We start from the raw sequence: 23,282 nt of genomic DNA on the forward strand, positions 1-23,282 counted from the left end.
CGGTCATCACGTGTCTCCTTTGATCTTGAAGTGTCGCATTCAAAGGATCACGCGATGACCGTCCTCATTTCCCGGCGGCACGCCTGTGACCAGGTGAAACTCGTACACCACCTCCGTGGACGCAACCAGCCCGCACGCCCTGCACCTCGCGCTGTCCGAGCAGGCCGCGCTCCTGCATGGCTGGCGTTCCTGTGCACCCCGGCCCACCGCTGCTGCCGCCGCCGGTGGGCCGGGGCCGGCTTCGCTGAGCGCCGAGGAGGTGATGCCCGAGTCTCACTCCGCATCGTCCAGCACGTGATCGCCCTGATTGGAGCACCGCATGAACACATCGTCGGCGACGTCTCCACCGAAGGACGGCGTCATGGAAGGCCGTAGTCTGATCAGTCCTGACCTGTTCTCTCGGCTCACGGCTCGCGTCTCGATCGAGCACGACACGCCTGTGGAGGAGGCGGAACGGATCATGGACCAGGCGCTCGGGTTTTTGTACACCTGCGCGCTCAACCCTGGTGCGGCGCTCACCCCGTCCCCACAGGTGGACCTGGGGTGGCATCAGTTCATCCTGCACACCCGCGACTACGCTGCCTTCTGCGAGGCCGTCGCGGGCCGGTTCATCCACCACACGCCCGATGAACCCGGTACCGGCGATCACGCCGCGGCGGTGGCCAGGATCGGACGCACCGTCCAGGCCATGCGCGCCGCTGGCGTGACCGTGCAGCCCGGCCTGTGGCTGCTGCCCGCCCAGTGCAGCCAGTGCTATCAGGGCTGCGCCGACGACCCCAGCCCGTACGGAGGATTCCAGCCATGACCCGACCCGACTGGGAATCACTCCCGCACTCCGTCCGCGATGCCGTACAAGCGCAGGTCGGGCCGGTGCTCAAGGCCGAGACCGTCAGCGGCGGCATCATGCCCGGCCTGGCCGCTCGGCTGCACACCGAGAGCGGCGAGGTGTTCCTCAAGGCGATTGAGGCCAGAGACCCCGGCGCGGTCCTGCACGAGCGGGAGCGGTGGGCAGGCGGGCACCTTCCCGCCGACATCCCCGCGCCTCGCTTGCTGGGCAGCGTCACGATGGACGGCTGGTACGCCACGACGTGGCAGTACATCAACGACAACGCCCGCCACGCCGACCTGTCGCCCGGCTCCGACGACCTGCCCCGGGTGCTGGACACGCTCGCACTGCTGGGCACGCAGCTCACGCCCGCTCCGGCCGGTGCCACGCCGGTCATCGACAACGTCGAAGCCCTGCTGAACAAGGGCAGACACCTGCTCGCCAAGCCGGGTCTGGACGGCCGCGAGCTGTATCTGGCCGCGCTCGACGGCTGGGACGCGGCCGAACTGGCCGGTGACACGCTGGTCCACTACGACCTGAGCGAGAGCAACCTGCTCGTCTCGGGTCGGTGCGTGTGGGTAGTCGATTGGGCGTTCGCCGCTCAGGGCGCGGAGTGGCTGGACGCGGCCCTGTTCGCGCCGCGCCTCGTCCAGGCCGGACACACGCCGGAGGAGGTTGACGAGCTGCTGCGCGCGCTGCCGTCCTGGCAGCACAACCGGTCCAAGGCGATCAGCGGCCTGACCGCTCTGTGGACGCTGTTCCGCCTCTACAAGGCCAGGTACGGGCCGGAAGAAGTGCGCCAGGCCCGCGCTCTCGCCGCCCAAGCCGGTGAAGCCTGGCTGGCGTACTACCTGGCCAAGAACTGACCCAGGCGTGCGGCATCCCGTAGTGGGATGTCGCCGGCGAAGCGGCCCCACCCTGGGATGCGCCTGGGGTGGGGCCACTTGCGGTCACCGCATGTCAGTCTGGGCCCGCCTGGCCACCAAGACCCTGTTCACCTGGAAGAACCACGAGAGACGGACCCCAGATGGCAGCTTCACCCCGTCCACAGCTGAATCCGGACCTCTGCGGCGCGTTCAAGCGGTTCTACGTCTGGCGCAGCCCTGATGGCGGCTGGCACGCGCGACCGCTGCCGAACCTGACGTTCGAGGAGATGGCGTTCGGCGTCCTGCCGGAGCTGACGGCCGACTCTCCTCTGCAACTCGCCTTCACTTGCACCTGGCAGCGCAGCCGTCGCAACGTCTGCCGCTACCTCTCGCAGTGGTCAGACGGAAGCCCTCAGCTCTGCGCGGCTTCCTGAGTCACCGGGTTGCCTGAACGGGCTGACACTGACAATTCTGCGGAATAACGCGGGATTTGCGATGCGTCTGGAGCTGGGAACGGAGCCATCTATGCAGGCCAATTGGCCTGCGGTTATAGCCCTCTTGGCGATTTTGCGGATTCTGCGGATAGTGCTCGCCGCCGTGGCGTGTCAGCGAGGGAAGAGCGCGGCACATCCGGCCCTTGACCCACCTGACGTACGAGAAGCGGTGCCTGCTGTGGTGGTTGCTGGCCTGGCGGCGCTGCCTTTATGAGCGATCTGGCTTGCTTGTTGAGGCGGTGAGATTCACTCAGACCCGGGCATCCTGGTGTCGCGTCACCGGATGACGAGGCGGTCCCAAGCCAGGCGTCGCAGGTCCGCCGGCACGCACTGGTCCTTGAGAGCGCGATGCAGCAGGTCAGGATCGCACCCGTTGGCGCTCATGTGGTCGAGGAGGGGTTCGTAACGGTCGGCCCGGTCCCGCAGGAGTTCCGTGGCCAGCCGCAGCTCCAGACGAACCGCAGGCACTTGGTGCGATCCACACGCGATCCACAGGTAGTGCTCCCACGGGCCGCGCCCGACGCATTCCATCCCGTCTGAGTCGACCTGTCGCTCAGTGGTGCTGATCTCCACGTTGACCCCGCGCACCTCGTACCTGGCGAAGTACTGCAAGGAGTCCGGAAGCCACGAGGCGGTATGCGTGCAGGGGAACGAGGCGAGCGCGGCGGAGAACCGATCCACGTCCTGCCGTCGCGCCACCAAGAGATCGATGTCCCCGACAGGAAGCTGAACACCCTGTAATAGGGCTGCGCTCGTACCGCCCAGACGGTAGACGACATCGGTGTCCACGGGACGCACCGCGGTGAGTACAGTGTCCAGCACCTCAGTCACGTCCGTCTCTCGAAGAAATGTTCCCTCAGTGTCCATAACGCGCAGCCTACGATCACGAGGATGCGTCACGTCAGCTCTCCGCCTCGGCTGCTTCCCGAGGGTTGGCACCGCTCCTCTGCGGCCATGCCTCCGGAACGCAGACGATTGGTGCGAAGCTGCCGGGGGACGCGCTCAGATTGCTGATGACGCCCGAACGGGCATGTCCTCAGTCTTTCGCGTAGGGGCGCATTTTGCCCTCTCGAAGAGGCCCTAGAGCATGATCACGTACGACCGGCGTACGGAATGGTTGGCGTACGGGACGTTTTTGCAGGTCAAAGCCGTGATTGTGGCCGGTCTCCGGAGCCGGGTGCGCAGGTTCGAATCCTGCAGGGGGCACACAGAACAGGGGGAACATCTCCCTCACTGCCTGGGCGCGGTTCAGCGCCCAGACAAAGAACGCGCAGTTCCACTGTCGAAGCTGTTTACAGGCTTCCTGTGCGGCGTAGTCAGCGCGACCGATCCGCTGTGGGGCAGTGATCCCATGGCGCTGATCATCAGGCATGACCTGACTCCGCCTCCCTTGGGGCAGGCGAGCGATCCCGAACCCGCCAAGTGCTCCGAGTCGCTACCTGCCGTGTCTCGAAGCCCGGAGAAGTGGATCTGGGGCGTGACGACCGCCAGCGTGCTCTTGGTGGCCCTGATCGCTGCGGTGGTCTCTTTCCGGCACATGCACGAACTCGCCCTGCAGCATGGAGAGGATCGGTTGGCTGCCGCTCTTATTCCTCTCGCGGTGGACGGGACGATCGTGGCGGCTTCGATGTCGCTGCTGCTCGCCAGCCGTTCCGGTGCCCGGGGTGGTGTCTTGCCCTGGACCATGCTCGTTCTCGGCAGTCTGGCCAGTCTGGGCGCGAACATCGCTGTTGCCGAGCCGTCCCTAATCGGCCGGGTGATCGCTGGCTGGCCCAGCTTCGCGTTGATCGGCGCGTACGAGATGCTCATGACCCAGATCCGTCGGCACGCCGCGACGAAGAGGAGGCGTCCAGAGGGTGATTTGCATCCACAAGGGGTGGACGAGGAGCTGACTGATGGTCATGCCGGTTTGCACCTTGCAGCCCGGCGAGCGGGTGCTGCAGCGAGCGGCATGGCAGTGGGCGTGTTCGAGGCGAACAGAGACTGGAGCGATGCCGACTGGCCGGGCCATTGCGCAGCAGTTCGAGCGGTCGCCTCGATGGGGGCGGATGGTGAAGAGAGCCGGACTGGGGGGTGAGTTGGACGACGGGAGTGGGACTTAGCCCGCCGATGGACGAGGTGGGCTCGCTCAATCGGTCTGCGTCTGTGTCGGCGAGGTCCCGTCCGACGCGCGCTCGGCCGGGGAGAAGGTCGGTCGATGGTTCCGAAGCGCCATCGCATGGGTGATGACTTTGCTTCTCCAGGATGGACACACGTGTCCCTGATCCTCTTGAACGATCTCGCTCATCCGCAGGTGAACATGGAACGCCGTCGGCCTTTGTGGTTGGGTCTGGCTGGTCTGCCTGGATCACGTCTCGATCTGAGGGGTGATGAAGACGTTAACGGGGTCAAGCAGGCGACGGGTGCCTATGTCGGTTGCTGCTTTCGGCCGGAGTGGCGTCGATCTGCTGGGTGTTTCCAGCGCTGCAGTCAGACGTGGAAGTCAGCGGTGGTTGGCCTCTCATTGAGGGGTGAGAGATAGATGGGGTGCCGATGATGCCCTTCGAAAGCCGTCAATGATCTCCGGCCCCCGAATACAGCTCGGGATCATGTGCCCCTTTCACCCGCTTTATGCGCCTTGGTAGGCAATAGGTTGCTTTATGTAACGTTGTGGAGGGCAGCTGTCAGGCGATGAGTCAGTCGTACGTCGCGAGGATCTACGCGTGATAGGTGGTCGAACGCTCGGTCCTCAGCGAAGCGAACGTTGCACCGAGTGCCAGGGTTCGCGATCCCGACCGGTGCAGCCTGTCGGCCGCTGGGCGACGTGATCGGAGGAGGTCGTGACCACCTGTGTGGCCCGTACCGCCGTCTCCGAGCCGGGCCTGCCGAGTATCCGCCACGAGATCGAGACGGTGCTGTGGGCATTCATGCGAGACAAGGTGGCCGCCGCAGCCGGCGACCGTCTGTCGGACGAGATACCCCGGGCCAGTCACGACTTCCTGTTCGCCGGCGGCTGCGACCTCTGTTGTGCGTGCTCGGCTGGCACGCCGCGCACGGCCAGGACGATTGCCGTCCGGTGATCCGGGTCGCCGCGGCACTGGAGATGTTCCCACGCCTTCGCCCTCATTCACGACGACGTGATGGTCCGCTCCGCCCCCGCCGCGGCCGCCCCACCGTCCACCGTGTCCTGGCCGACCACCACATCATCGGTCTCGCTCAGGGCGCAGATCAGCGGCGAGCACATTGAGGAAGGACCGGGGGCCATCACAGCTGAGCGCCAACTGCCCGTTCACCAGCCCATTCATGTTCGTGGCAGTCGCGATCCACTCCACGGATATGTCTCCGACCGCAACCTCCCCTCCGATGAGAACGAAGGGCTCCAGGTCAACGTGTTGCCTCGGACGGAGCTCGACGGGTGGCAAGTGGATGATCACTGGCCCGGAGTTGTCGATCCGGATAGACGCTCCCGCATGAACAGGCTGAAGACCAGAGAAAGCACCCGTCTGGATGGGGAAATGAGGGAAGGCGCCGTACCGATGTAGCTCAGGCAGGGCGCGCTCGAAGTACACAAAACCTGTCTGATCACCCTCCTCGTTCTCCAAAGCCCGCACGTCCCCGTGGATGTGGAGGACGACTTGGACGCTCGACAGGGGCGTGTCCGTTCGATTGCTCAGGCGCAACACGACGGGGTCAATGATGGCGGCAGTCGCCTCATCAACGGCTTCAGGCAGCACCGCACGACACTTTCGCAGGTAGCGGTTTACCTCCTGGCGGTAGCGCTGGGGCGAACGAGACTCCATTGCCGGCCCGAAGAGAGAGCCGGACCTACTCTCATGTTCCCTGAGCGGCTTCAGCGCCTGGTCCTCCAGGAAGTGCAACACCTTGTCGACGTCGGACTCGGTGATGGTCACCGGGACCACTGTTCCCTCTTGCAACGCCACCTCCAGATCGAGGGTAGGTGCCCGGCGCACCAGCCTTTCACTGAGCGTGTCAAGATCAACGGCTTTGGCGCGGGAGGTCGTTCCTTCTGCCCGGCGAACGAAGACCGTTGCCTCGGGGATGCTCTTGTCTTTCGAAGTCGAGGTCACCTCCCTGCGCATGCAGAAGATAGGGTCACCCCAACGGGGCGGATCGACGGTGACGACCAGGATGGAGGCGGGTCCGCTGTCACCCTCGATTTCCACGTAGGTCGGCTGCCAGCGAATCTCTTCGCCGACGTAGGGCTCGATCCATCGAACCAACTCGGTGATGTCATGCTGGGCGACGCCCTTCGTGCCCTCGGGGCTCACTCCAGCCAGGAGGAACCCGAAGCCTTCAGCGAATCGGGTGGGCTGTGTCAGGCATGCGGTTGGCGAAGCCAATGATGGCTCGGGCCACATGCGCGCGACCGCTCTTGTCCACCTTGTCCGCTGGATTCAGGTCTAGGTCAGACTTCCATTCCAGCCAGAATGTCTCATCGGCCTTGCTCGCACTGCGGACCGCCTGCACCAGTTTCTTGAGCTCGGCGTGGTTGCGCGGTGCCGTGCGGGTGTCGAAGTCTAAGGCCATGCTTGTCGATCCCCCTTCTGCTCGCCCGGACAGGCGCTGAGCGAAGGTCACATTAGCCTGCTTGCTGGGATTTCGGCACGATCCGAGCCGTCGCAGACGCTGAACCGGGGGAAGACTGTTACAGCTGGCCGGGGTCCGCTGCCCCTCACGTCAGCTGCTCGTGAGGGAAGGTAATGACGGCTCCTCTGGCTCAGCGGGGTCGAGGCCGGATCGGTTCGTTGCAGTTCCACTGAAGACCGGGTTCTTCCCGCGCGCAGAGCATGCCTTGAACATGGAGATCCAGCTGATGTAGGTCCGGTCGTCGGCGCAGCCTCCTTGAGGCGCTTCGACGACATAGACCGTCGGATCGATGGGGTTGTCCGTCGAGAATTCAGCCTTGACCCGAATGCCGTCGTTGCTGTCGTGGTCGCATACGGTGATCTTTCGTCGATCCGCGTCAACCACGGCCTTGCCTCCGGAGATGCTGCTGCTCCAATCCTCTGAGCTGGCGATTGTGGGGACGGAGGAGATCCCCGCCGCGAGGGCGGCAGTGAACACGGTGGCGGCTCTGCGCAGATGCATGTGGTCGGGCCTCTGGTGGCGAGATCGCATGATCTCTCCCTGAGAAGGCCGTGACTACGGTGTGTGATGGGGGGCGGTTTTCCTTAAAGGCTGGTTGCGCCGATTACTGGAGCCCCTGCTGATGAGTTCGGCCTCAGCCGCAGCCCGAGGCAGGCACGCTATGCCTTCATGTGGACGAGGAGGGGAAGCTTGCGCGACGTCCAGGCTTCAGAGACACACGCTGGGGCGATTGGCTCGCTAACGAGCCCGACCACGCGGGCGCTGCCGGTGTCGGTGCGTGAGCGGCGTCCGGCCCTGGCGACCCTCGCCGTGCTGCTGATCCTGGGTGGCGCACTGGCCTCGACGGTCCTGGTCATGCGGGCGGACGAACGCACGTCGGTGATCCGCGTCGTCAAGTACGTCGGAGCAGGGCTGCCGATCGAGCCCGAGGCGATGCAGGAGGCGTTGATCGCCGATCCCGGCGGGGACTACCGGCTCTGGAGGGATCGGGAGCAGGTCGCCAAGACCTTCGCGAGTGTCACCCTGCTTCCCGGGACTCTGCTCACCAGCGGCATGGCCGTCCCTGCAAGCAAGGAGTTGGTGCCGGGCAAGGCGCGCGTCGGTCTGGCGCTCAAGCCGGGGCAGGTAACCGACGGGCTGAAGGTCGGCCAGCGAGTGCAGGTCATTCACGTTCCCGGCACGAGCGTCACGGCAGGAAGAGAAGGCACGCTGCTCGCCCAGCGCGCCTTGGTCGACCAGGTCGAGACCGCCGGTCGAGGTCCCACTGGTCAGGTCACCGTGATCGTGGACAGCGACGTCTCCACCGCGGTCGCCGCGTATGCCTCAACGGGTCAGATCGTCATCGTGGAAGTGCCGGAATTCCGGTAGTCGGCCGACTCAGGAGTCCACCGGCTTGCCGAAGGCGCGGGGCACGACGACCCTTTCGTCCGAATGGGGTCTCGTGAACCCGTCTCCGACGGCTGCCGCCAACAGCAGGTATGCCTCCCGGCTGTCGGTGGACAGATGGTCGAGGTCAAGTTCCGAGTCTTCTTCCAGATGCGGGTCGAAGGGGATGGTCACCACCGCGCGGCAACGGTCGGTGAAATGCCCGTGGAGGGCGTCCATGTCCACGGTGGATTTACTGCTCCGGTGCACGCCGGAGAGCACTACCGTCGCGGATCTCGCGAGATCGGCATGACCGTGCGCTTCCAGCCAGTCCAGCGTCGCGTCGGCAGACCGTGCAGCGGCGACGGAGGGGATGGTGACCAGCACGATCTGATGGGCGAGGTCGAGCGTCGCGGACATGGCCGAGTGGAGCAGGCCGGTGCCACAGTCGGTGATGCAGATCGAGTAGAAGTGTTCCAACAGTCGGGCGACGGTCCGGTAGTCGTCGGCGCTGAGCGCCTCGGAAACTTCCGGGTCCTCCGCGGAGGCGAGGATCTCCAAACGGCTGGATGTGGACTGCGAGGTGAAGGCGCGGACGTCGGCGTAGCGAGGGTTTCCCATGGTGGTCAGCTCGGTGAGCAGGTCCCGGATGGTGGCGGGCGTCTCCAGTCGCATCCGGTCGGACAGCGTGCCCCGGTCGGGGTTCGCGTCTACCGCGATTACCCGGTCACCACGTACGGAGGCGAGCATCGAGCCCAGGCCGACCGCGGTCGTGGTCTTGCCGACTCCACCCTTGAGGCTGAGAACCGCGACCCGATGATGTCCGCCGGCGACCGGGGTCCGGGCTCGTCCGATGAGTTCTCTCCGGCGTAGTTCCGCTGGATTCTCGCCCGGGTGGATCAGGCCGCCTGTCGCCTTGTAGACGATCCGGCGCCATCCATTGGCGGGTGCACGGCGTCTGGTGCGGAGGAGTAGTTCAGGAGTCAGGCGACCTGCCTGCCTGGGGTGAACGCGAATGTCCTGAGTTTCCGAGCCTGGGTCGTAGGCCACGGTGACCTCCGCTGATTACGGATCGTGTCAATCATTGGAGAAGGGGTACCGTAGCCAGCCATTTGCTAAACCTCGGCATTCACGCTGGTAGACAAGGTAGATGAAGGCGCTCATAGCCCCATATTTGGTCGGGCCGCTGATTACGTTCCGGATAACTCCCTGGTAGTGGTCTCGATGGAGCCTTGTCGAACCATCGATGGAGGCATACTCTGCACTCCGCGACTGAATCATCACGTAGAGTGACTATGTCGGCTTGTTGAGCAATTCGCTCGCGCATGAGCGCGGCCATGGCGCTGGTTGTCGTGGCCGTCTGTGGGTGTCAGGGGCAGAAAGAGGCCCTGCCTCCCATCACCGCGACTCCGGCGGCGTCGGTCCCCTCGGTGGCCGTCTCTTCTCCGCGCACGACGCATGAACGGGTCCAGCAGACGTACATCGAGTACTGGAAGGTGCTTGCTCAGGCGGGCAAGGAAGATCCAGATCAGGCGCGAGCCTTGCTCAAGGCCTACGTGATGGGTGCCTATCTGGACCACCTTGTCGACGGCGTGCGCAAGATGCGTGACAAAGGCCAGGAGCCGGCAGGCCAGGTGAGCCCACATGTGAAGGAGGTCTGGATCGCTGGCGGCGATGCGAAGGTAGTCGACTGCCAGGGTGTTTCAGGCGCGCATCTCGTAACCACTCGCTCTGGTCAGGTCGTTTCGTCGGCCAAGTCGGGCAAGGCTTTCGCGAATATCGAGGCCACGCTCCAACGGGGCAAGGACGGGCGCTGGCGTCTGGCGAGCTTGCACATTAAGGACGAGTCATGCACGCCACCGTCCTGACCGCGCTCGTCGCCACGCTGTTCGGCCTCGTGTCCACCAGTGACGACAAGGGGGCTTACCCCTGGGGCGGCGGCTGGGTTGGATTCGCCGAACGCGAATCCGGAACGCCGGCAGGCGCGGGAAACCCTGGCACACGCGGTGGGACGGTGTCCGACTGCTTCAGCTTCCGCGGGGCGAACGGGGAGACCTATGTGCAGTGCCGCAGTGGCCCCAACGGTCAGGCCAACCGTTTCGGCACCGTCATTCCGGGCGAGGGTTCTCCGGCCGTGACTCCCGAAATGCTGCTCGAAGAGGCGCGGCGCAGACTGGCGCCTTCGAAGCCGAAGATCAGCACGGCTCCACCGCGCAGCAGGGATGGGCTTGTCGGCCTTCGCCACTTCTTCTGGATCGAACCAGGCCAATGGCATCCCATCAGCGAGCGAGCCACGGCTGGACCGGTGTGGGCCGAAGTGACCGCGACGCCGGTGAACCTGACGATCGAGCCGGGTTCCGGCCAGGACGCCATCACCTGCAAGGGACCGGGGAAGCCGTACGACCCGAAGAAGCCGCCCGGCAAGCAGCGGACGGATTGCAGCCTCATGTTCACCCGGTCCAGCGCGGGCTTGCCGGGCGAGCAGTACCAGGTGAGAGCGTCCATCACCTGGACCGCTGACTGGGTCGGCTCGGGAGGCGCTGGCGGGCCGTTGCCGCCGGTCACGACCAGTATCACGTTCCCGCTCCGGGTCGCCGAAGGACAAGCGCTGATCCAGCCGCAAGGAGGTAGCTGAGGTGGCCAGAAAGCATCTGCCCAGCCCGCCCACCGCAACGGCGAACGGCTCGCCGCCCCCTGTTGCCATCGCCACCACGCCGAAGCTGCCTCGGCAGCGACGAGCGGGAATGATCGCGCTCGCCCTGCTCATCGTCGTGGTGGGAGGCATCGCCGGAGCCCAGGCAGTCATCCAGTTGAGCGACCGCCGGCCCGTCGTCGTGATGGGACGGACCGTCCCTGCCGGTCAGCAAGTGGCCCGAGCGGACCTGACCACCACCATGGTCGCGGCCGACTCAACGGTCCTGACCGTCCCGGCCGGCGAACTCGGCAGGGTCGTGGGACGACGCGCCACGACGGACCTGCCGGTGGGCACGCTGCTCAGCCCCGCCGTGGTGACAGAGGTGATCAGCCCACTGCCGGGCACCCAACTCGTCCCGGTGGCCGTCAAACCGAGTCGCGTACCGGGGCGCGGGTTGAGACCAGGTGACGTGGTCGTCGTGACCTTCGATGCGACCGACGGCGCGAAGGACGCGCGGCCTCCCCTTCCCGCCGTCGTCGACAAGGTGGTGCCGCAAAGCGCTGACGGACTCGTGGTCGTGGATCTCCTGGTGGACGAGAAGCACGCCACCGCGCTGGGTGAGCAGGCAGGAAGTGGCGAGATGGTGTTGCTCCTCGCCCCACGGAGGCCATGAATGGCGATCTACACGCTGATGAGCGCGAGTGGTTCGCCGGGCGTGACCACCACCGCCCTCGCCGTCACCTACGCCTGGAGTGGACGCGCCCTGCTGGCCGAATGCGCCCCGGCGGGTGGCAACGTCCTCGCCGGATTCCTGGGCGGGCAGACGGACGGCATCCCGGGAGGTCTGCTCGACCTCGCGCTGGGAATCGCGCACAGCTCGAACCCGGCGGTCCTGTGGGAGCACGTGGTCTCGCTTGATCAGGAAGCGCGAGAGTGGCTGCTCCTGCCGGGGCTCAAGGATCCTCGACACGCACCCCAAGTCGACTGGGACGCCGTCGTGGACGTGCTGAGAAGCGCGACCACCGACACGATCGACGTCGTCGCGGACGTGGGCGCCCTCGGCAGGCCCGACACTCCACTGCGCCTGATCGCCGCCTCGGACGTGGCCGTTCTGGTGATACGTCCGACGTTGCGGCAGATCAACGATGCCCGGCCCAGGTTGGAGGCGCTCGGGCGGGTTGTGGGAACCGCGGTCCCTGTCGCTCTCTGCCTCATCGGGTCCGGTGACTACAGCCTGAGACAGGTCAGTCAGGCGCTGTACGGGTTGCCGGTCATCGGGATGCTTCCCTGGTCCCGCCGCTGCGCCGAGGTGTTGTCGGACGGCAGACGAACACGCCGTTCGGTACGGATCTCCTCTCTCATCCGTGACGCATCCGCCTTGGGCGCGGCCATGCGCGATCTGGCCGAAAGGAACCGACCCGATGAGCAGTTGGCCGCCGAGTCCGCAATGGCCGCCCGCCGACCTTCAGGCGGATGAGTTCGTCCGTCCGCCACAGCAGAACGACCTGGACGACGCGGCCATGCGTGAAGCCGTCCGGGCGATCAGCGACATGGTGGCCGACGACCTCAAGGAGACAACGGACAGGAAGTCGGCACGGCAGGCGGTGCAGGCGGGAGTTCAGCGTTGGGTTCAGGATCGGCTTCGTGACGATGTGGCGATCAGCTTCGCGACTCAGCGGCGCCTGGTCGACGCCGTTCTGGACGAGCGGTTCGAGCTCGGCATGCTCACTCCGTACATCAGGGACAGCCGCGTCGAGAGCATCGACGTCAACGGGCACGACGAGGTCTGGATCACCTACAGCGACGGGACGTGCGAGGAAGGCCCGGCACTGGCTGCCTCCGACGAGGATCTGGTACGCAAGATCCAGATGTGGGCCTTGCACAAGGCGTACGCGCCGCGTGAGTTCTCCGAAGCGAACCCGCTGCTGAACGCGGCGCTCAAGCCGGGCGAAGGCGATGACGGGGTCGGCGTGCGGCTCAGCGCCTCGATGTCGGTGACGCCCCGGCCGTACGCGAGCTTGCGCTGCCACCGGCTGGTCGATGTCACTATGTCTGATCTCCACCGGCTGGGCACGGTGAGCCGGAGCGTGCGGGCGTTCATCGAGGCTGCGGTGAAGGCGCGCCTGAACATTATGATCAGCGGTGCGACCGCGGCGGGAAAGACGACCGCGCTGCGCGCCTTCTCCTCCGTCATCGATCCGATGGAACGCATCGCCACGCTGGAGAGCGACTTCGAGCTGTTCTTCCACCAGCTCAGGCACCGCCACCGCAACGTCGTCGCCTTCCAGGCCCGGCAGCCGAACAGCGAAGGCGCGGGAGCCATCTCGCTGAACGACCTGATCCCGCACTCGCTCCGCAAGAACATCAAGCGGATCTTCGTCGGCGAAGTCCGGGCGGATGAGATCACCGCGATGTTCGAGGCGATGAACACCGGCCATCCCGGCTCGATGTGCACCATTCACGCGGACGGCGCGGAGGAGGTGTTCAACCGCATCGTCATGTTGTGGACACGCGGCCCTAGCGGCGTGCACACCCCGGCCTCGGTCATCCACCTCAACACCGGCATGACCATCAACCTGGTCGTTCATCTGCGCATGGATCCCGACACCCACACCAGGTTCGTCAGCGAGGTCCTTGAGGTCATGGCCCCCGGCGACAACGACCTGCCCAGTCGCAACACCGTCTACAGCCCGACCGGTCCAGCAGGTCGGGCCATGCCGGACATCACTCCGCAGTGCCTCGACCGGCTCATCGCGGCCGGCTTCGATCCAGCGCTGCTGGACGCTCGGAACGCCACCTGGGAGGTGACATGAACCTCTCCGCCGTCACAGCTGGGCTGGGGCCTCGACGATTCTTACCGGGCTGATCCTCTTGATCAGAGAATTCACCAGGCGTGCCAACCACCAGGAGGCCCGTCCACCCAGCCGATTGCTCACGAGTCTCTCCCGGCCCGCGACCCGGTTGAATCTGCTGATCGCCGTCGCGGTGGGAACCGCCGTGTGGCTCGTCACGCGTTGGCCGGTCGCAGTCGTGGCCTCCGCACTGGCGGCAGTGACGTTGCCCAGGGTGATCTCGGGACGTGCCGCGACCGCCCGCATCCAGAAGCTGGAAGCGCTGGAGCAGTGGACCCGGCGGCTCTGTGACTGCTGCAAGCAGGCCGAGCACCGGAACACGCCTTGGCGCAGAGCGCCGCACGCAACCTCTCCGCGCCGATCGCGCCCGCCGTCGCGAACCTGGGACGCCGGGTGTCGGTGTCGCGCATCCCCACAGAAGAAGCCCTGCGACAGTTCGCCGACGAGCTGAACGACCCAGTGGGCGACCGAATCGCCGCCGCGCTGATCCTGGTCTCCCGGCGCAGAGGCAACAAGGCCGGGGTGGTTCTGTCCCATCTGGCCGAACTCGTGGCCAAGGACGTCTCCGATCGCAGAGAGGTCGAGGCGGCCCGCGCCGAGCACCGCACCACGGTCCGCTGGATCGTCATCATCCTCGCGTTCTTCGCCTCCCTCGCGGTCTGGCAGCGAGCGTACGTCGCCCCCTACTCCACCCCGATCGGCCAAGTCGTGCTGGCCGTCGTGGCCGCCTTCTACGGGCTGGCGGTGTGGTGGCTGCACCGGCTGGGCAACGCCGCTCCGGGTCAGCGCTTCCTCTCCCAGGAGGGTCGGAAATGAGCACCCTGGCCATCACCGGCGGCTGTCTGGCCGGGCTGGGGCTCGCCCTGTTGATCGCCGAACTGTTCCCCGGCCGCCCTCGCCTTGATGCGGCCCTCGCCCGCTTGGCCGGGATCCCCCTGACGGGCCATGGAATGCCCGTACGGCTGGCTGCGTTCGCCGCCCGGTTCCCCGTGCCGCGCGCCGACCTGGCCTTGCTCGGCATCTCGGTCGAACGCTTCGCGCTGCAGCGCATCGGCTTCACCGCCCTCGGGCTCCTCCTGCCGATGATGCTCAACGTCGCCGCAGCGCTGACCGGCATCTCACTTCCCTGGGCTGTCCCCGCCATTGCGGGTCTGATCATCGGCGGCGTCTTCGGACTCTTCCCCGACATCGCGGCCAGGAGCGAAGCGGCGAAACGCCGGGCCGAGTTCCGCGTCGCGCTGTCGACGTATCTCGACATGGTCGCCCTGGAACGGGCGGCCGGTGCCGCGCCCACCCAGGCCCTGCAAGCGCCCGTCGACATCTGCACCGGCTGGGTCTTCCTGCGCATCGCCGCCGTGCTCGAACAGGCCAGGCGCGCCGGGGACCAGCCATGGCGTGGGCTGGCCGAGCTCGGAGAGCGGATGGGCGTCAGCGAGCTCACCGACCTGGCCGACATCGCCGAGGACGCCGGCACCGAGGGTGCCCAGGTCCTCACCACCCTGCTGGCCAAGGCGCAGTCGATGCGGACCGCGGCCCTCACGAATGCCCGCGCGCAGGCGAACGCGCGCACCAGCGACATGCCCATCGCCATCAGCTCGACCGTGATCGGGTTCTTGCTGCTCGTCTGTTTCCCCGCTCTCTACCGGATCTTCGCCAGCTGAGGAGGACTGCGCATGCGCCGACACCTACCCCCGGAGGCCGCGTACTGGCTGGCTCTCATGCGGCTCCTTCGCTCCCGCATCGAGCATGCCCGCAAGCATCCGGACGACGGCATGTCCGCCGAGCTGATGGTGCTCATCGGTGCCCTCGTCCTGGTCGCCATCGCCGCCATGGCCATCGTGACTGCCAAGATCATCGAAAAGGCGAACAGCATCAAGCTGTGACCAGGAGCCCACGATGCGATCAGCTCACGACTCAGATCGAGGCACATCCACGGCGGAGGTGGCGATCGTGCTGACCGTGCTGATGCTCACGATCCTGGCCTGCATGCAGGTGATCCTGTTGTACTTCGCCAGATCGGTGGCCCTGGCCGCCGCACAGGAAGGAGTTCGTGCCTCTCGCGCCGAAAACGCCTCCCGTACTGCGGGTGCGGCCGTCGCCGAGCGGTACGCCGAGCAGACGGCGGGCGGATTCCTGTCCGGGATCAGCGCCTCCATGAAGGAGACGGGACCCGACAACGTCCGGGTGATGGTCGCGGGACAGTCGCTTTCACTGGTGCCGTTCCTGGCGTCCATCCCGGTGGAGGAGGAAGCCGCGGGCGTCATCGAGGAGTTCAACCCGCCCGCGAGAACGAGATGAGGGATCCGCACGCTGAGCGCGGCAGCAGTACCGCGGAAACGACGATCATCATCTCGGTGATCGCGCTGGTCCTGATGTTCGCCGTCGTGGTCGGGCGTATCACCGTGGCCACGGCGGCCGTCGAAGCCGCCGCGCGCGATGCCGCGCGACAGGCATCGATGGCACGTACCGCGAGCGAAGCGGAGGCGAACGCCGCCTCCAGCGCCGAGGAATCGCTACGCAGTCGTGGCGTCAGTTGCGAGGCGCTGGCTGTGGACACGGAAACAGGCGGGTTCGCGCAAGAGGCGGGAACGCCGGCTGTGGTCGTCGCGCATGTGTCATGCACGGTCCCGCTCGAGGACGTCGGATTCCCCGGCTTCGGTGGCGGCATGGTGCGCGAAGCCAGCTTCACCAGCCCGCTGGACCCGTACCGGGGGAGACAAGAGTGACGGAGCGCTGGAACGCCGAGCGGGGATCGGTGACGCCGTACAGTCTGATCTTCATCGTCACGTTGATGGCGTTCGCCGGTTTGGCCGTCGACGGTGGTGCCAAGTTGCGCGCTGGGTGGGAAGCCGTCGGGGTGGCGGAGGAAGCGGCACGAGCGGGAGCAGGGCTCGTGGACCAGGCTGCCGCGTATGCGGGAAGACCCTTCGTGGTAGATGCGGCAGCAGGTGCTCAAGCAGCACGTGCCTATCTCGCCAAAAGTGGCCATGCCGGAACGGTCGGTCTCGCAGGCCCTCAGACCGTCAGGGTCACCGTGACAGTCACCAAGAGCACCTACCTGCTCTCCATGGTCGGGATCTCCGAGGTCACGGCAACCGCCAGAACTACGGCCGACCTCGCGACCGGTGTGTCGAGGCGCGAGCGATGATCGTGATTCGCGTCGTCCGAGCCACGCTGGCGGCCCTGGCGTTGCTTCTCCTGAGCGTGGGCCCGCCGATTGCCCTCTACCTGCTCGCGGGGCTGCCGCTCCCTGACCACATGCCGACGATCGACGAACTCGGTACCGCCCTGCTCGCGCCGGATGATGGCGCCTTGTTCTGGGATTTCGTCACCTTGATCGCCTGGGCTGCATGGTTGCTCTTCGCCTTCACGGTGGTCACTGAGGTCGTGGCCAGACTACGGGGACTCAAACTGGCACCGAGGTTGCCCGGCCTGGGCTGGATGCAATGGTTCGCGGCAGGACTCATCGCGACCATCACCTTCGCCGCCAGCGCGTCCGCCGTGTCTGCATCTGTTCCGCCCGCCGTCGTAGCCTCGGCTCCGCCGCATCCCCTGGAGGTCGCTCCTTCCGTAACTGAACCGCGCATCCACATGGTCAAGGAGGGCGACACCCTTTCCACCATTGCGACGAGGAAACTGGGCAACCCTGGCAAGTGGCTCAAGATCTGGAAGCTCAATGCCGGCGAGCGTCAGGGTGACGGGCGTGTCTTCCGCGACCCTGATCTCATCCATCCCGGCTGGGCCTTGAAGCTCCCCGGTATGCCACTCCATAGAGATCGTGCGCCGATGCCCGCGGTCGTTCCGGACCTGCCGCCACAGATTCACGTCACCGAGCCGGCAAAAGAATCAAGCCCGCGTCAGACGGTCATCGTTGTCGAAGTACCCGGTGGCGGCATGGTGACCATGGCTTTCGCGGCCGGCATCAGCACCGCCTGGGCCGCATCGCGGCTCTGGCGGCGCAAACGACACCGTACGCCTCAGCCCGGCGAACCCGATCCAGGTGATGGCCGAGCCCCAACCCGAGCCGGCCGTCGAAGCGCTGAGACGACACCACCTCAAGAGCCTCCCACCGGAGGAGCAGCCCAGCGATCAGGAGTTGATCCGGTCATCATTCTCCTCGGAAATCCCGACCCGCCAGACGGTGGGACGACACCCGGACGGCAGCGAGGTGGCACTGGACCTGTCCGGGCTCAACCTGGGGCTCACCGGCGCCGGTGCCGAAGACGTTCTACGAGCACTCGTTCTGGACCTGCTGCAGCAATCCGACCACTATCGAGTCGAGATCATCATCACCGAAGCTCAAGCCAGCACGATCCATCGGTATTCCGCTGGAGCTTCTGCGCACGCTCACCGAAGCCGACGCGCTACCGGGTCTGACGCTCGCCGCGACCCCTGATGAAGCCCACGCCCGCCTCGAAGAGGCGTATCTCACGAGAGGGCGCATTCTCTTCGAGCGGGAAGCGGACGACATCGGCACCCTTCGCGCCGCGGACCCAGGGGATGTCCTCCCCGCGATCGTGCTGGTCGCCGCCCTGGACCAACGGCCCAACCGGCGACTGGAGTCACTGCTACGCCTGGCGGAGCCGTATGGAATCGGGGGGCTGCTGCTGGGCCGGTGGCCATCGGGAACGACCTGCCACGTGGATGGAGAAGGGCAGGTCATCGCGGTAGAAGGAGAACTCGCGGGCCGGCTGAACAACGCATGCCTTGTTCATATCACCGAAAGCCAGGCGGCCGAGTATGGTCGGCTGATCGCGGCCAGCCACGGGGCTCACAACAACCATCTCCCTTCCGAGTCTCGGCATCGAGGCGCGCCGGAAATCCCGAAGCAATCGCTCGCCGCTCAGGAAGGTGAAAGCCCGCCCGTTTCCCTCCTGCTACTCGGCCCGCCCGAGGTGCGGGTCGGTGATCGCCTCATCCCCCTGGCGCGCAGGGAGAAGGCATTTGAGTTGCTCGTGTACCTGGCGCTGCACCCCGGCGCGACCCGCAAGCATCTGCTCAAGGTCCTGTGGCCAGGTGACTTCCCAGGAGACTTCCACAGCACGCTGCGACATCTACGGGATCCGTTGAAACAGGCGACCGGCCTGAAGGAGAAGCTCTTCATCCGTCACGAGAACGATCGCTATTGGATCATGGAGGATCTGATCGATGTAGACGTGTGGAGGTTGTACAAGCTGCTCTCCGAAGCCCACGCCGCAGAGAACGATGAGGCACGCATCGAAGTGCTGGAGAAGGTCGCTCGGCTGTGCCGCGGCGTCGCCCTGGACGGTGCGGAGTTCGACTGGTGCGAACGGGATGGGTGGCCGCTGACGCGAGCCATGGCCGACGCCCTGGTCCAGCTCGCTCGACTACAGGAGGAGTCTCATCCCGATCGGGCGATGGAACTCCTGGCGCAAGCACTGACGCTTGATCCGGACAGCGAGGAGACCTATCACGATCTCATCGCACTTCAACGGCGCCTCGGGCTCCAGGCCGAAGCCGGCCGTACCGCCAAAGCTCTGAAGCATCGGCTCGCCGCCTTCGGATCCCAGCCCTGACCCGAGGCGCCGAGCAGTCCCGCGCACTCGGATCCCACAGATCGTTTTGCGCATGGTGCCATCGCCATCGCTTCTATCCTCAGCGAAGTAGAGCTTTCACCACAGCTCCCCGGTCTGATTCGGAAAGCGCCGAGAACGTGCCGATCACGTACCGGGTCGCAAGTCCGAAGGCGAGCGCCTTGCTATAACTGTCCCGGAGTAAGACAGCGCAGGTCGGGAGTGGATCAGGAATCGCGGGCTGGTCAGGATCGGCGACGTAATCCAGCGCTTCTCGGCACGCCGCAACAAGCTGGCCTGCCCGTTCTCCTTGAGCGGCAGCTACGTGGAGTGCGAGCGTGAGGAGCCGGGCGGCGGACTCTGATGCGGCGATGCCGTTCCGGCTGGCGAGCACAGCACCCTTTGTCGCCTGGTAGAGCCATGCTTGGATCCCTTCTGGGCTCTGGGTGCGAGCTTGCGCGAGTATCTTGGAAAAAAGAGTGGCGGTGGCAACCGTGTTGGCCCAGGCGGAGGGCTGGCTCAAGACGGCCGCAACGCATCCGGGTGTCCATCGGTCTTCTTCTGCCAGTTCGAGCAGGCGTCGCTCTTCCACAGGGAACATGCCGATGCCGGCGCGAATGAAAGTCCGAATGGTGTCCTCGTGCTGCTTCGCTGTGATGACTCCCGTGTTCGCGAGATGCCTCACGATTGCCGGTGTCGAGGTGGCATGAAGGTTGAATCTTCGCGCAATGGCGCGTAGCGATGGGTCATCGCTCCATAGCGCGATGTCCCGAGCTCTCGCGAGATCGGCAGGAGAGGCCCAGGCGCTCAACGCAGCAAATCCATGCGTCTCAATTACGTGGGGCACCGGCCGCGGGTGCCGCGCGAGGGCGTCGACGGACTCAAGAAGCTTCCGTGCCTCAAGCGCCAAGCGGTCTGCCTCGTCATCGCTGATGGAAGCGGAACGCCTCGCCTGGGCTCGCTCGTCATAGAACAGCGTGTCCGTGCTCCGAAGCAGGAGAGTTTCGTGGGCAACCAGCGCGTCACGCTTGACGTCGTCCGTGGTCATCACTCGTGCGAAACACCGAGTAACGGCCTCACGCACGTCCTGCGGCAGTGTTATGAACGACACCAGCGCGCTGGTGTCAACGACCAGATCCTGGTCAATGGAGGTTGCTGCGGTTGCCGCACATGCCGCAATTTCCTGCGGGTCTGGATGACGGGCAGGAAGAACGCTGACGCCGTGCCGGAGCGTAACTTCCGCGAGGCTGCGTCTCGTTGCTTGCGCCAGTATGGACAGCGGCAGCACGCCCAGGAGCAGACCACGAACCAGGCGACGCCGTTCGAGTAGCGCTTCATCGCTGGGGCGGACCCGATTTGTCAGTTCTTCGGCCAGGGCCTCGAGGTCGGTAGTTTCCAAGCGCTCGATCAGCCGACTCTCCGGCCAGCGGTAGAAAAAGAGCGACATCTGGGCATGCATCTGAGCGATCTGGGCCTCTGTGCGCCCTTCAGACCATGGCCCTGGCATGATGAGGTTAGTCAACACAAATGCGCTGAACTGCTCGGAGTCGCCAAACCTGCGCAACAGGCGTAGGCAGCCAGATGTCGTCTCTTCCGGGTCCCCGAAGCGGCGATGGAGATGAACCCACAGTTCGCCCTCAGAGATGCTGGCCGGCTCGAGAGGTCTTGGCGCATTGCTTAGTGCGACCCATGCTTCATCGAGGTCTCCCCGCTGAAGACGCATGCGCACAAGCGCCCATCGCGTTTCTGCGTGGTCTGGTTGAATTCTCAGGGCTGTTTCGAGTAGTTCGGATGCGCGCTCAGGCTTGTGATCGGCGTAGGCCAGTTCAGCCGCCAGACGTAGCGCATCTAGCCTGTCGCTCCAGTCTCCTGGCGCGGCAGCCAGCAGTGCATTCAGCTCCTGCTCTGCCTCGGGGCCACGACCAGCACGCGCCAAGACTTCCGCCGCGTTCAATCTGAACGACGGCTCGCGAAAGTCCTCTGCAGCGTCCAGCAGAGTGCGAACCTGCTTCTCGACGTCGCCGATAGCCTGGTAGGCCTTAGCCAAGGTGAAGGCTGCCCCTGCTGAGACGCGACGGCGCGTGCGCAGGCGGCTTATGGCGGTCTTGGCGTCACCCGTCTTTAGTTCCTGGAGGGCTCGGATCTCATTCGCTGCTTCAGGCTGACGCGCGGCGAACTCGTCTATCCTCGGGAGCACTGCAGCCCCGGAGTGCGCCATCCCGGCCAGTCCTTCCGCCAATTGCTCATCGTCGTCGGCCAAGTGGACGGCATGCCGCCAGTAGGGCTGGGCGTCGTTTCCTCTGGCCTCGGCAAGGAGCGCGTCGAGGCGGGCTCGGCGTGCCGCATGGGTAACGTGGCTGATGCAATCTTCCGCGAGAGCCAGGTCCCCAAGCTGTATCGCCGAAATGGCTACATATTCCCGGACGGTTGATGAGGCGGCTTCATCCTCGGTCGCGCCGTCATCGGCCAGCGTGCCTATCGCGATTGCCGCCCGGGGATCAGAGCTGAGGGCCGCAGCCTGACAGGCCAGCTCGGTCGGCTCGACACTGTCGCCTCGGTAGGTGCGGCGATCGTTGCGCGCACGCAGCGCGAGCCGCTTGGCTTCTCGCAAATCTCCGTCAGAGTTCGTCGACTCGCTGCGTCTTACTCGGAGAAGCAGCAAGCGAGCGCAGGCGACTGCCAGGCCAGTGAACCACTCATCCCGGAGGACGGAGCAGAGTAGCTGGATGCCCTTGTCGAGTGTTGTGCGGTTGATGACGATGGCGCCGTCCACCGTGGACATGACCCGGAGCAGTAGTGCAACACGATTCCCTCGATCGTTAGGATCTTGGGGATGCCACGAACTCAGTTCACGTGATGCGGTAGCAGCGTCTCCCCTGAAGAGGGCATCAACCGCGCGCGAGTAGCCGTTCAACGCCGTGCCGGGAGATCGCAGTTCGGCCAGTGCAGCGGCCGCGTCCGCGGGCCGTTCGCCGTCGTCGTAGAGGATCACCGAACGTGCGAGCCAGTAGCCTCGTCTCTCAGCTTCTCCCGCTGCAGCCGCGCGAAACAGGGCGGCAGCGAGGAATCTTCCCCCGTACCCGACAGCCAAGTCCGCAGCCGCAACCTGAATCTGCCATGGGGCATCGAGTAACCACGAGGGTGTCGAGTTCTCCCAGGAACGTATGACCTCGATGGGAGAGGTTTCTATGGTGGTCAACGCTGTTACGAGACGCCAGGTCGATGGTTGATCATCTCGCCAGACCTGCCGGAGCCGCGCAGCGTGCACCGGCGGGAGGTTCATCAGTCGATCGTCGAATTCCTGCTGATCCGGCGCTTGCAGTGAGGCGGCCTCCAGGACTGGGAGGCGGGACCCGAGATCACGCAAGAGCATTGCGCGGTTCACTTGGGCAGACTTCGTCGCGTATCCGGCCGACAGGCTGACCAGATAGCGCCACAAGTCATCGGCTGCTGCCACGTTCGGGGCACGCGCCATCAGGTGCTGGATGAGATTGGTTCGATCTATCGCGTCGTCGCCCTCAAGACGCAGGTCGAGGATGCGCAAGGCCTTCAGCAGACGCCACGTGAGTTCGTTCGCCACGGGTAACCCGCCTTGTGCCGCAGCTGCCACGACGACGGCGTCCATGAGCTCAAGTCGTCGCCGCACGTTGCCGCTCACCGCTCTTGGAACGTCTACCGCAGCACGGAAGGCCTGATCATCAGGCTGCCCACGGGCGAACTCGGCGAGCTTTTTTACTTCCTGGGAAGCGGTATGCGGACCAGCCACAGCGAGAGCCAACCGCCAACGATCCGCGTCGAACTCTGGCCGATGCTGTTCCAGCATCCGCAGGTAATCCACCAGGAGCGCGATGAACGGCGAGTTTTTCGGTCCGATGACCGGATCGCGCCGCACCCCGATGAACAGCCTTCTGGTACCCGTGAGACACTGGCCAACGATGACAAGATCGTCTACGGATGAATTGGCTGCCTGCTGAAAGTGCACCTCCGCAGGAGCCACGTCGTTGCCGAGCCCGAGCACGGGCATCTCAAGCAACAGCGAAGCGAGAAGGGCTGCCCCATACGAATGTTCAAGGACCGTGCCGCCGCCACCTGTGGAGTAGGCGCTTGCGTGGCCTTTGGCGCT

At 65.5% G+C, this 23,282-nt stretch carries 24 protein-coding genes; 18 read left to right on the forward strand and 6 right to left on the reverse strand.

The features are described 5' to 3' along the window. Positions 1–361 precede the first annotated feature (361 nt). The 3 genes from HII36_RS09540 (at position 362) to HII36_RS09550 (ending at position 2,126) form a co-directional block, all read left to right on the forward strand. Positions 362–805, forward strand: coding sequence for a glycine-rich domain-containing protein (locus HII36_RS09540; RefSeq protein ID WP_173522731.1), 444 nt, complete (start codon positions 362–364; stop codon positions 803–805). Continuing rightward, on the forward strand, positions 802–1,692 hold the full coding sequence (locus HII36_RS09545; protein WP_173522732.1) for a phosphotransferase family protein: 891 nt from the start codon (positions 802–804) through the stop codon (positions 1,690–1,692). Before HII36_RS09540 ends, HII36_RS09545 begins: the two co-directional genes overlap by 4 nt. 161 nt (positions 1,693–1,853) lie before the next feature. Then, the gene (locus HII36_RS09550) at positions 1,854–2,126 is read left to right on the forward strand and encodes a hypothetical protein (protein ID WP_173522733.1); all 273 of its coding nucleotides are present in this window, start codon (positions 1,854–1,856) and stop codon (positions 2,124–2,126) included. A 336-nt stretch (positions 2,127–2,462) separates the two neighbouring features. Here HII36_RS09550 and HII36_RS09555 read toward each other — a convergent pair whose 3' ends face one another. Beyond that, positions 2,463–3,053, reverse strand: a complete 591-nt coding sequence (locus HII36_RS09555; RefSeq protein WP_173522734.1) for a hypothetical protein — start codon at positions 3,051–3,053, stop codon at positions 2,463–2,465. A 220-nt stretch (positions 3,054–3,273) separates the two neighbouring features. Here HII36_RS09555 and HII36_RS09560 point away from each other — a divergent pair, with 220 nt between their 5' ends. Both HII36_RS09560 and HII36_RS09565 read left to right on the forward strand, forming a co-directional pair. Beyond that, positions 3,274–4,263 carry a DUF2637 domain-containing protein gene (locus HII36_RS09560; protein ID WP_236003345.1) on the forward strand — a complete coding sequence of 330 codons (990 nt, stop codon included), beginning with the start codon at positions 3,274–3,276 and terminating at the stop codon, positions 4,261–4,263. Between the two features lie 742 nt (positions 4,264–5,005). Then, positions 5,006–5,245 (forward strand): hypothetical protein, encoded by a 240-nt coding sequence (locus tag HII36_RS09565; protein ID WP_173522735.1) that lies wholly within the window; start codon positions 5,006–5,008, stop codon positions 5,243–5,245. 123 nt (positions 5,246–5,368) lie between these two features. On the opposite strand, the gene HII36_RS09570 is transcribed toward HII36_RS09565, so the two are convergent. The 3 genes from HII36_RS09570 to HII36_RS09580 all read right to left on the reverse strand — a co-directional run bounded on the left by HII36_RS09570 (position 5,369) and on the right by HII36_RS09580 (position 7,304). Continuing rightward, a complete protein-coding gene (locus HII36_RS09570; RefSeq protein WP_173522736.1) occupies positions 5,369–6,454 on the reverse strand; it encodes a hypothetical protein in 1,086 nt (361 codons plus the stop codon). A 25-nt stretch (positions 6,455–6,479) separates the two neighbouring features. After that, on the reverse strand, positions 6,480–6,764 hold the full coding sequence (locus HII36_RS09575; RefSeq protein ID WP_173522737.1) for a hypothetical protein: 285 nt from the start codon (positions 6,762–6,764) through the stop codon (positions 6,480–6,482). Positions 6,765–6,863: 99 nt separating this feature from the next. Beyond that, the gene (locus HII36_RS09580) at positions 6,864–7,304 is read right to left on the reverse strand and encodes a hypothetical protein (protein WP_173522738.1); all 441 of its coding nucleotides are present in this window, start codon (positions 7,302–7,304) and stop codon (positions 6,864–6,866) included. A gap of 159 nt (positions 7,305–7,463) precedes the next feature. Between HII36_RS09580 and HII36_RS09585 the strand changes: the two genes are divergently transcribed. After that, a complete protein-coding gene (locus HII36_RS09585; RefSeq protein ID WP_217369333.1) occupies positions 7,464–8,141 on the forward strand; it encodes a hypothetical protein in 678 nt (225 codons plus the stop codon). 9 nt (positions 8,142–8,150) lie between these two features. Here the strand turns inward: HII36_RS09585 and HII36_RS09590 are convergent, their stop codons facing one another. Next, complete coding sequence (locus HII36_RS09590) at positions 8,151–9,188, reverse strand: MinD/ParA family ATP-binding protein (protein WP_173522739.1); 1,038 nt, start codon at positions 9,186–9,188, stop codon at positions 8,151–8,153. Positions 9,189–9,475: 287 nt separating this feature from the next. Here HII36_RS09590 and HII36_RS09595 point away from each other — a divergent pair, with 287 nt between their 5' ends. The 12 genes from HII36_RS09595 to HII36_RS58600 all read left to right on the forward strand — a co-directional run bounded on the left by HII36_RS09595 (position 9,476) and on the right by HII36_RS58600 (position 19,162). After that, positions 9,476–10,006, forward strand: a complete 531-nt coding sequence (locus tag HII36_RS09595) for a hypothetical protein (protein WP_173522740.1) — start codon at positions 9,476–9,478, stop codon at positions 10,004–10,006. Next, the gene (locus tag HII36_RS09600) at positions 9,988–10,773 is read left to right on the forward strand and encodes a hypothetical protein (protein WP_173522741.1); all 786 of its coding nucleotides are present in this window, start codon (positions 9,988–9,990) and stop codon (positions 10,771–10,773) included. Before HII36_RS09595 ends, HII36_RS09600 begins: the two co-directional genes overlap by 19 nt. A 1-nt stretch (position 10,774) precedes the next feature. Then, positions 10,775–11,446: an SAF domain-containing protein gene (locus tag HII36_RS09605; RefSeq protein WP_173522742.1), complete on the forward strand. Its 672-nt coding sequence runs from the start codon at positions 10,775–10,777 to the stop codon at positions 11,444–11,446. Then, entirely contained in the window at positions 11,447–12,250 is an 804-nt protein-coding gene (locus HII36_RS09610; protein WP_173522743.1) for a ParA family protein, read from the forward strand. Continuing rightward, complete coding sequence (locus HII36_RS09615; RefSeq protein WP_173522744.1) at positions 12,195–13,586, forward strand: CpaF family protein; 1,392 nt, start codon at positions 12,195–12,197, stop codon at positions 13,584–13,586. The genes HII36_RS09610 and HII36_RS09615 overlap by 56 nt, the downstream gene beginning before the upstream one ends. A 333-nt stretch (positions 13,587–13,919) precedes the next feature. Then, positions 13,920–14,441, forward strand: coding sequence for a type II secretion system F family protein (locus HII36_RS09620; protein ID WP_268959483.1), 522 nt, complete (start codon positions 13,920–13,922; stop codon positions 14,439–14,441). Beyond that, positions 14,438–15,286 carry a hypothetical protein gene (locus HII36_RS09625; protein ID WP_173522746.1) on the forward strand — a complete coding sequence of 283 codons (849 nt, stop codon included), beginning with the start codon at positions 14,438–14,440 and terminating at the stop codon, positions 15,284–15,286. The genes HII36_RS09620 and HII36_RS09625 overlap by 4 nt, the downstream gene beginning before the upstream one ends. Before the next feature lie 12 nt (positions 15,287–15,298). Continuing rightward, positions 15,299–15,508: a hypothetical protein gene (locus HII36_RS09630; protein WP_173522747.1), complete on the forward strand. Its 210-nt coding sequence runs from the start codon at positions 15,299–15,301 to the stop codon at positions 15,506–15,508. Between the two features lie 13 nt (positions 15,509–15,521). Then, on the forward strand, positions 15,522–15,923 hold the full coding sequence (locus HII36_RS09635; protein WP_268959482.1) for a TadE family protein: 402 nt from the start codon (positions 15,522–15,524) through the stop codon (positions 15,921–15,923). After that, positions 15,920–16,351 carry a TadE/TadG family type IV pilus assembly protein gene (locus HII36_RS09640; RefSeq protein ID WP_173522749.1) on the forward strand — a complete coding sequence of 144 codons (432 nt, stop codon included), beginning with the start codon at positions 15,920–15,922 and terminating at the stop codon, positions 16,349–16,351. The genes HII36_RS09635 and HII36_RS09640 overlap by 4 nt, the downstream gene beginning before the upstream one ends. Then, positions 16,348–16,773 carry a hypothetical protein gene (locus HII36_RS09645; protein ID WP_173522750.1) on the forward strand — a complete coding sequence of 142 codons (426 nt, stop codon included), beginning with the start codon at positions 16,348–16,350 and terminating at the stop codon, positions 16,771–16,773. Before HII36_RS09640 ends, HII36_RS09645 begins: the two co-directional genes overlap by 4 nt. Positions 16,774–17,839: 1,066 nt before the next feature. After that, on the forward strand, positions 17,840–19,162 hold the full coding sequence (locus HII36_RS58600) for an AfsR/SARP family transcriptional regulator (RefSeq protein ID WP_173522751.1): 1,323 nt from the start codon (positions 17,840–17,842) through the stop codon (positions 19,160–19,162). A 79-nt stretch (positions 19,163–19,241) separates the two neighbouring features. Here the strand turns inward: HII36_RS58600 and HII36_RS09655 are convergent, their stop codons facing one another. Then, complete coding sequence (locus HII36_RS09655) at positions 19,242–23,183, reverse strand: tetratricopeptide repeat protein (RefSeq protein WP_173522752.1); 3,942 nt, start codon at positions 23,181–23,183, stop codon at positions 19,242–19,244. Between the last annotated feature and the right edge of the window lie 99 nt (positions 23,184–23,282).

Source organism: Nonomuraea antri (genome assembly GCF_013283785.1).
Taxonomy (GTDB): Bacteria; Actinomycetota; Actinomycetes; order Streptosporangiales; family Streptosporangiaceae; genus Nonomuraea; species Nonomuraea antri.

Coding starts and splice junctions, on each gene's coding strand:
- HII36_RS09655 (WP_173522752.1), bottom strand. CDS start 23,183: ATGCCCGTGCTCGGGCTCGGCAACGACGTGGCTCCTGCGGAGGTGCAC.
- HII36_RS09595 (WP_173522740.1), top strand. CDS start 9,476: ATGGCGCTGGTTGTCGTGGCCGTCTGTGGGTGTCAGGGGCAGAAAGAG.
- HII36_RS09630 (WP_173522747.1), top strand. CDS start 15,299: ATGCGCCGACACCTACCCCCGGAGGCCGCGTACTGGCTGGCTCTCATG.
- HII36_RS09610 (WP_173522743.1), top strand. CDS start 11,447: ATGGCGATCTACACGCTGATGAGCGCGAGTGGTTCGCCGGGCGTGACC.
- HII36_RS09555 (WP_173522734.1), bottom strand. CDS start 3,053: ATGGACACTGAGGGAACATTTCTTCGAGAGACGGACGTGACTGAGGTG.
- HII36_RS09615 (WP_173522744.1), top strand. CDS start 12,195: ATGAGCAGTTGGCCGCCGAGTCCGCAATGGCCGCCCGCCGACCTTCAG.
- HII36_RS09560 (WP_236003345.1), top strand. CDS start 3,274: ATGATCACGTACGACCGGCGTACGGAATGGTTGGCGTACGGGACGTTT.
- HII36_RS09550 (WP_173522733.1), top strand. CDS start 1,854: ATGGCAGCTTCACCCCGTCCACAGCTGAATCCGGACCTCTGCGGCGCG.
- HII36_RS09545 (WP_173522732.1), top strand. CDS start 802: ATGACCCGACCCGACTGGGAATCACTCCCGCACTCCGTCCGCGATGCC.
- HII36_RS09625 (WP_173522746.1), top strand. CDS start 14,438: ATGAGCACCCTGGCCATCACCGGCGGCTGTCTGGCCGGGCTGGGGCTC.
- HII36_RS09635 (WP_268959482.1), top strand. CDS start 15,522: ATGCGATCAGCTCACGACTCAGATCGAGGCACATCCACGGCGGAGGTG.
- HII36_RS09540 (WP_173522731.1), top strand. CDS start 362: ATGGAAGGCCGTAGTCTGATCAGTCCTGACCTGTTCTCTCGGCTCACG.
- HII36_RS09600 (WP_173522741.1), top strand. CDS start 9,988: ATGCACGCCACCGTCCTGACCGCGCTCGTCGCCACGCTGTTCGGCCTC.
- HII36_RS09580 (WP_173522738.1), bottom strand. CDS start 7,304: ATGCGATCTCGCCACCAGAGGCCCGACCACATGCATCTGCGCAGAGCC.
- HII36_RS09640 (WP_173522749.1), top strand. CDS start 15,920: ATGAGGGATCCGCACGCTGAGCGCGGCAGCAGTACCGCGGAAACGACG.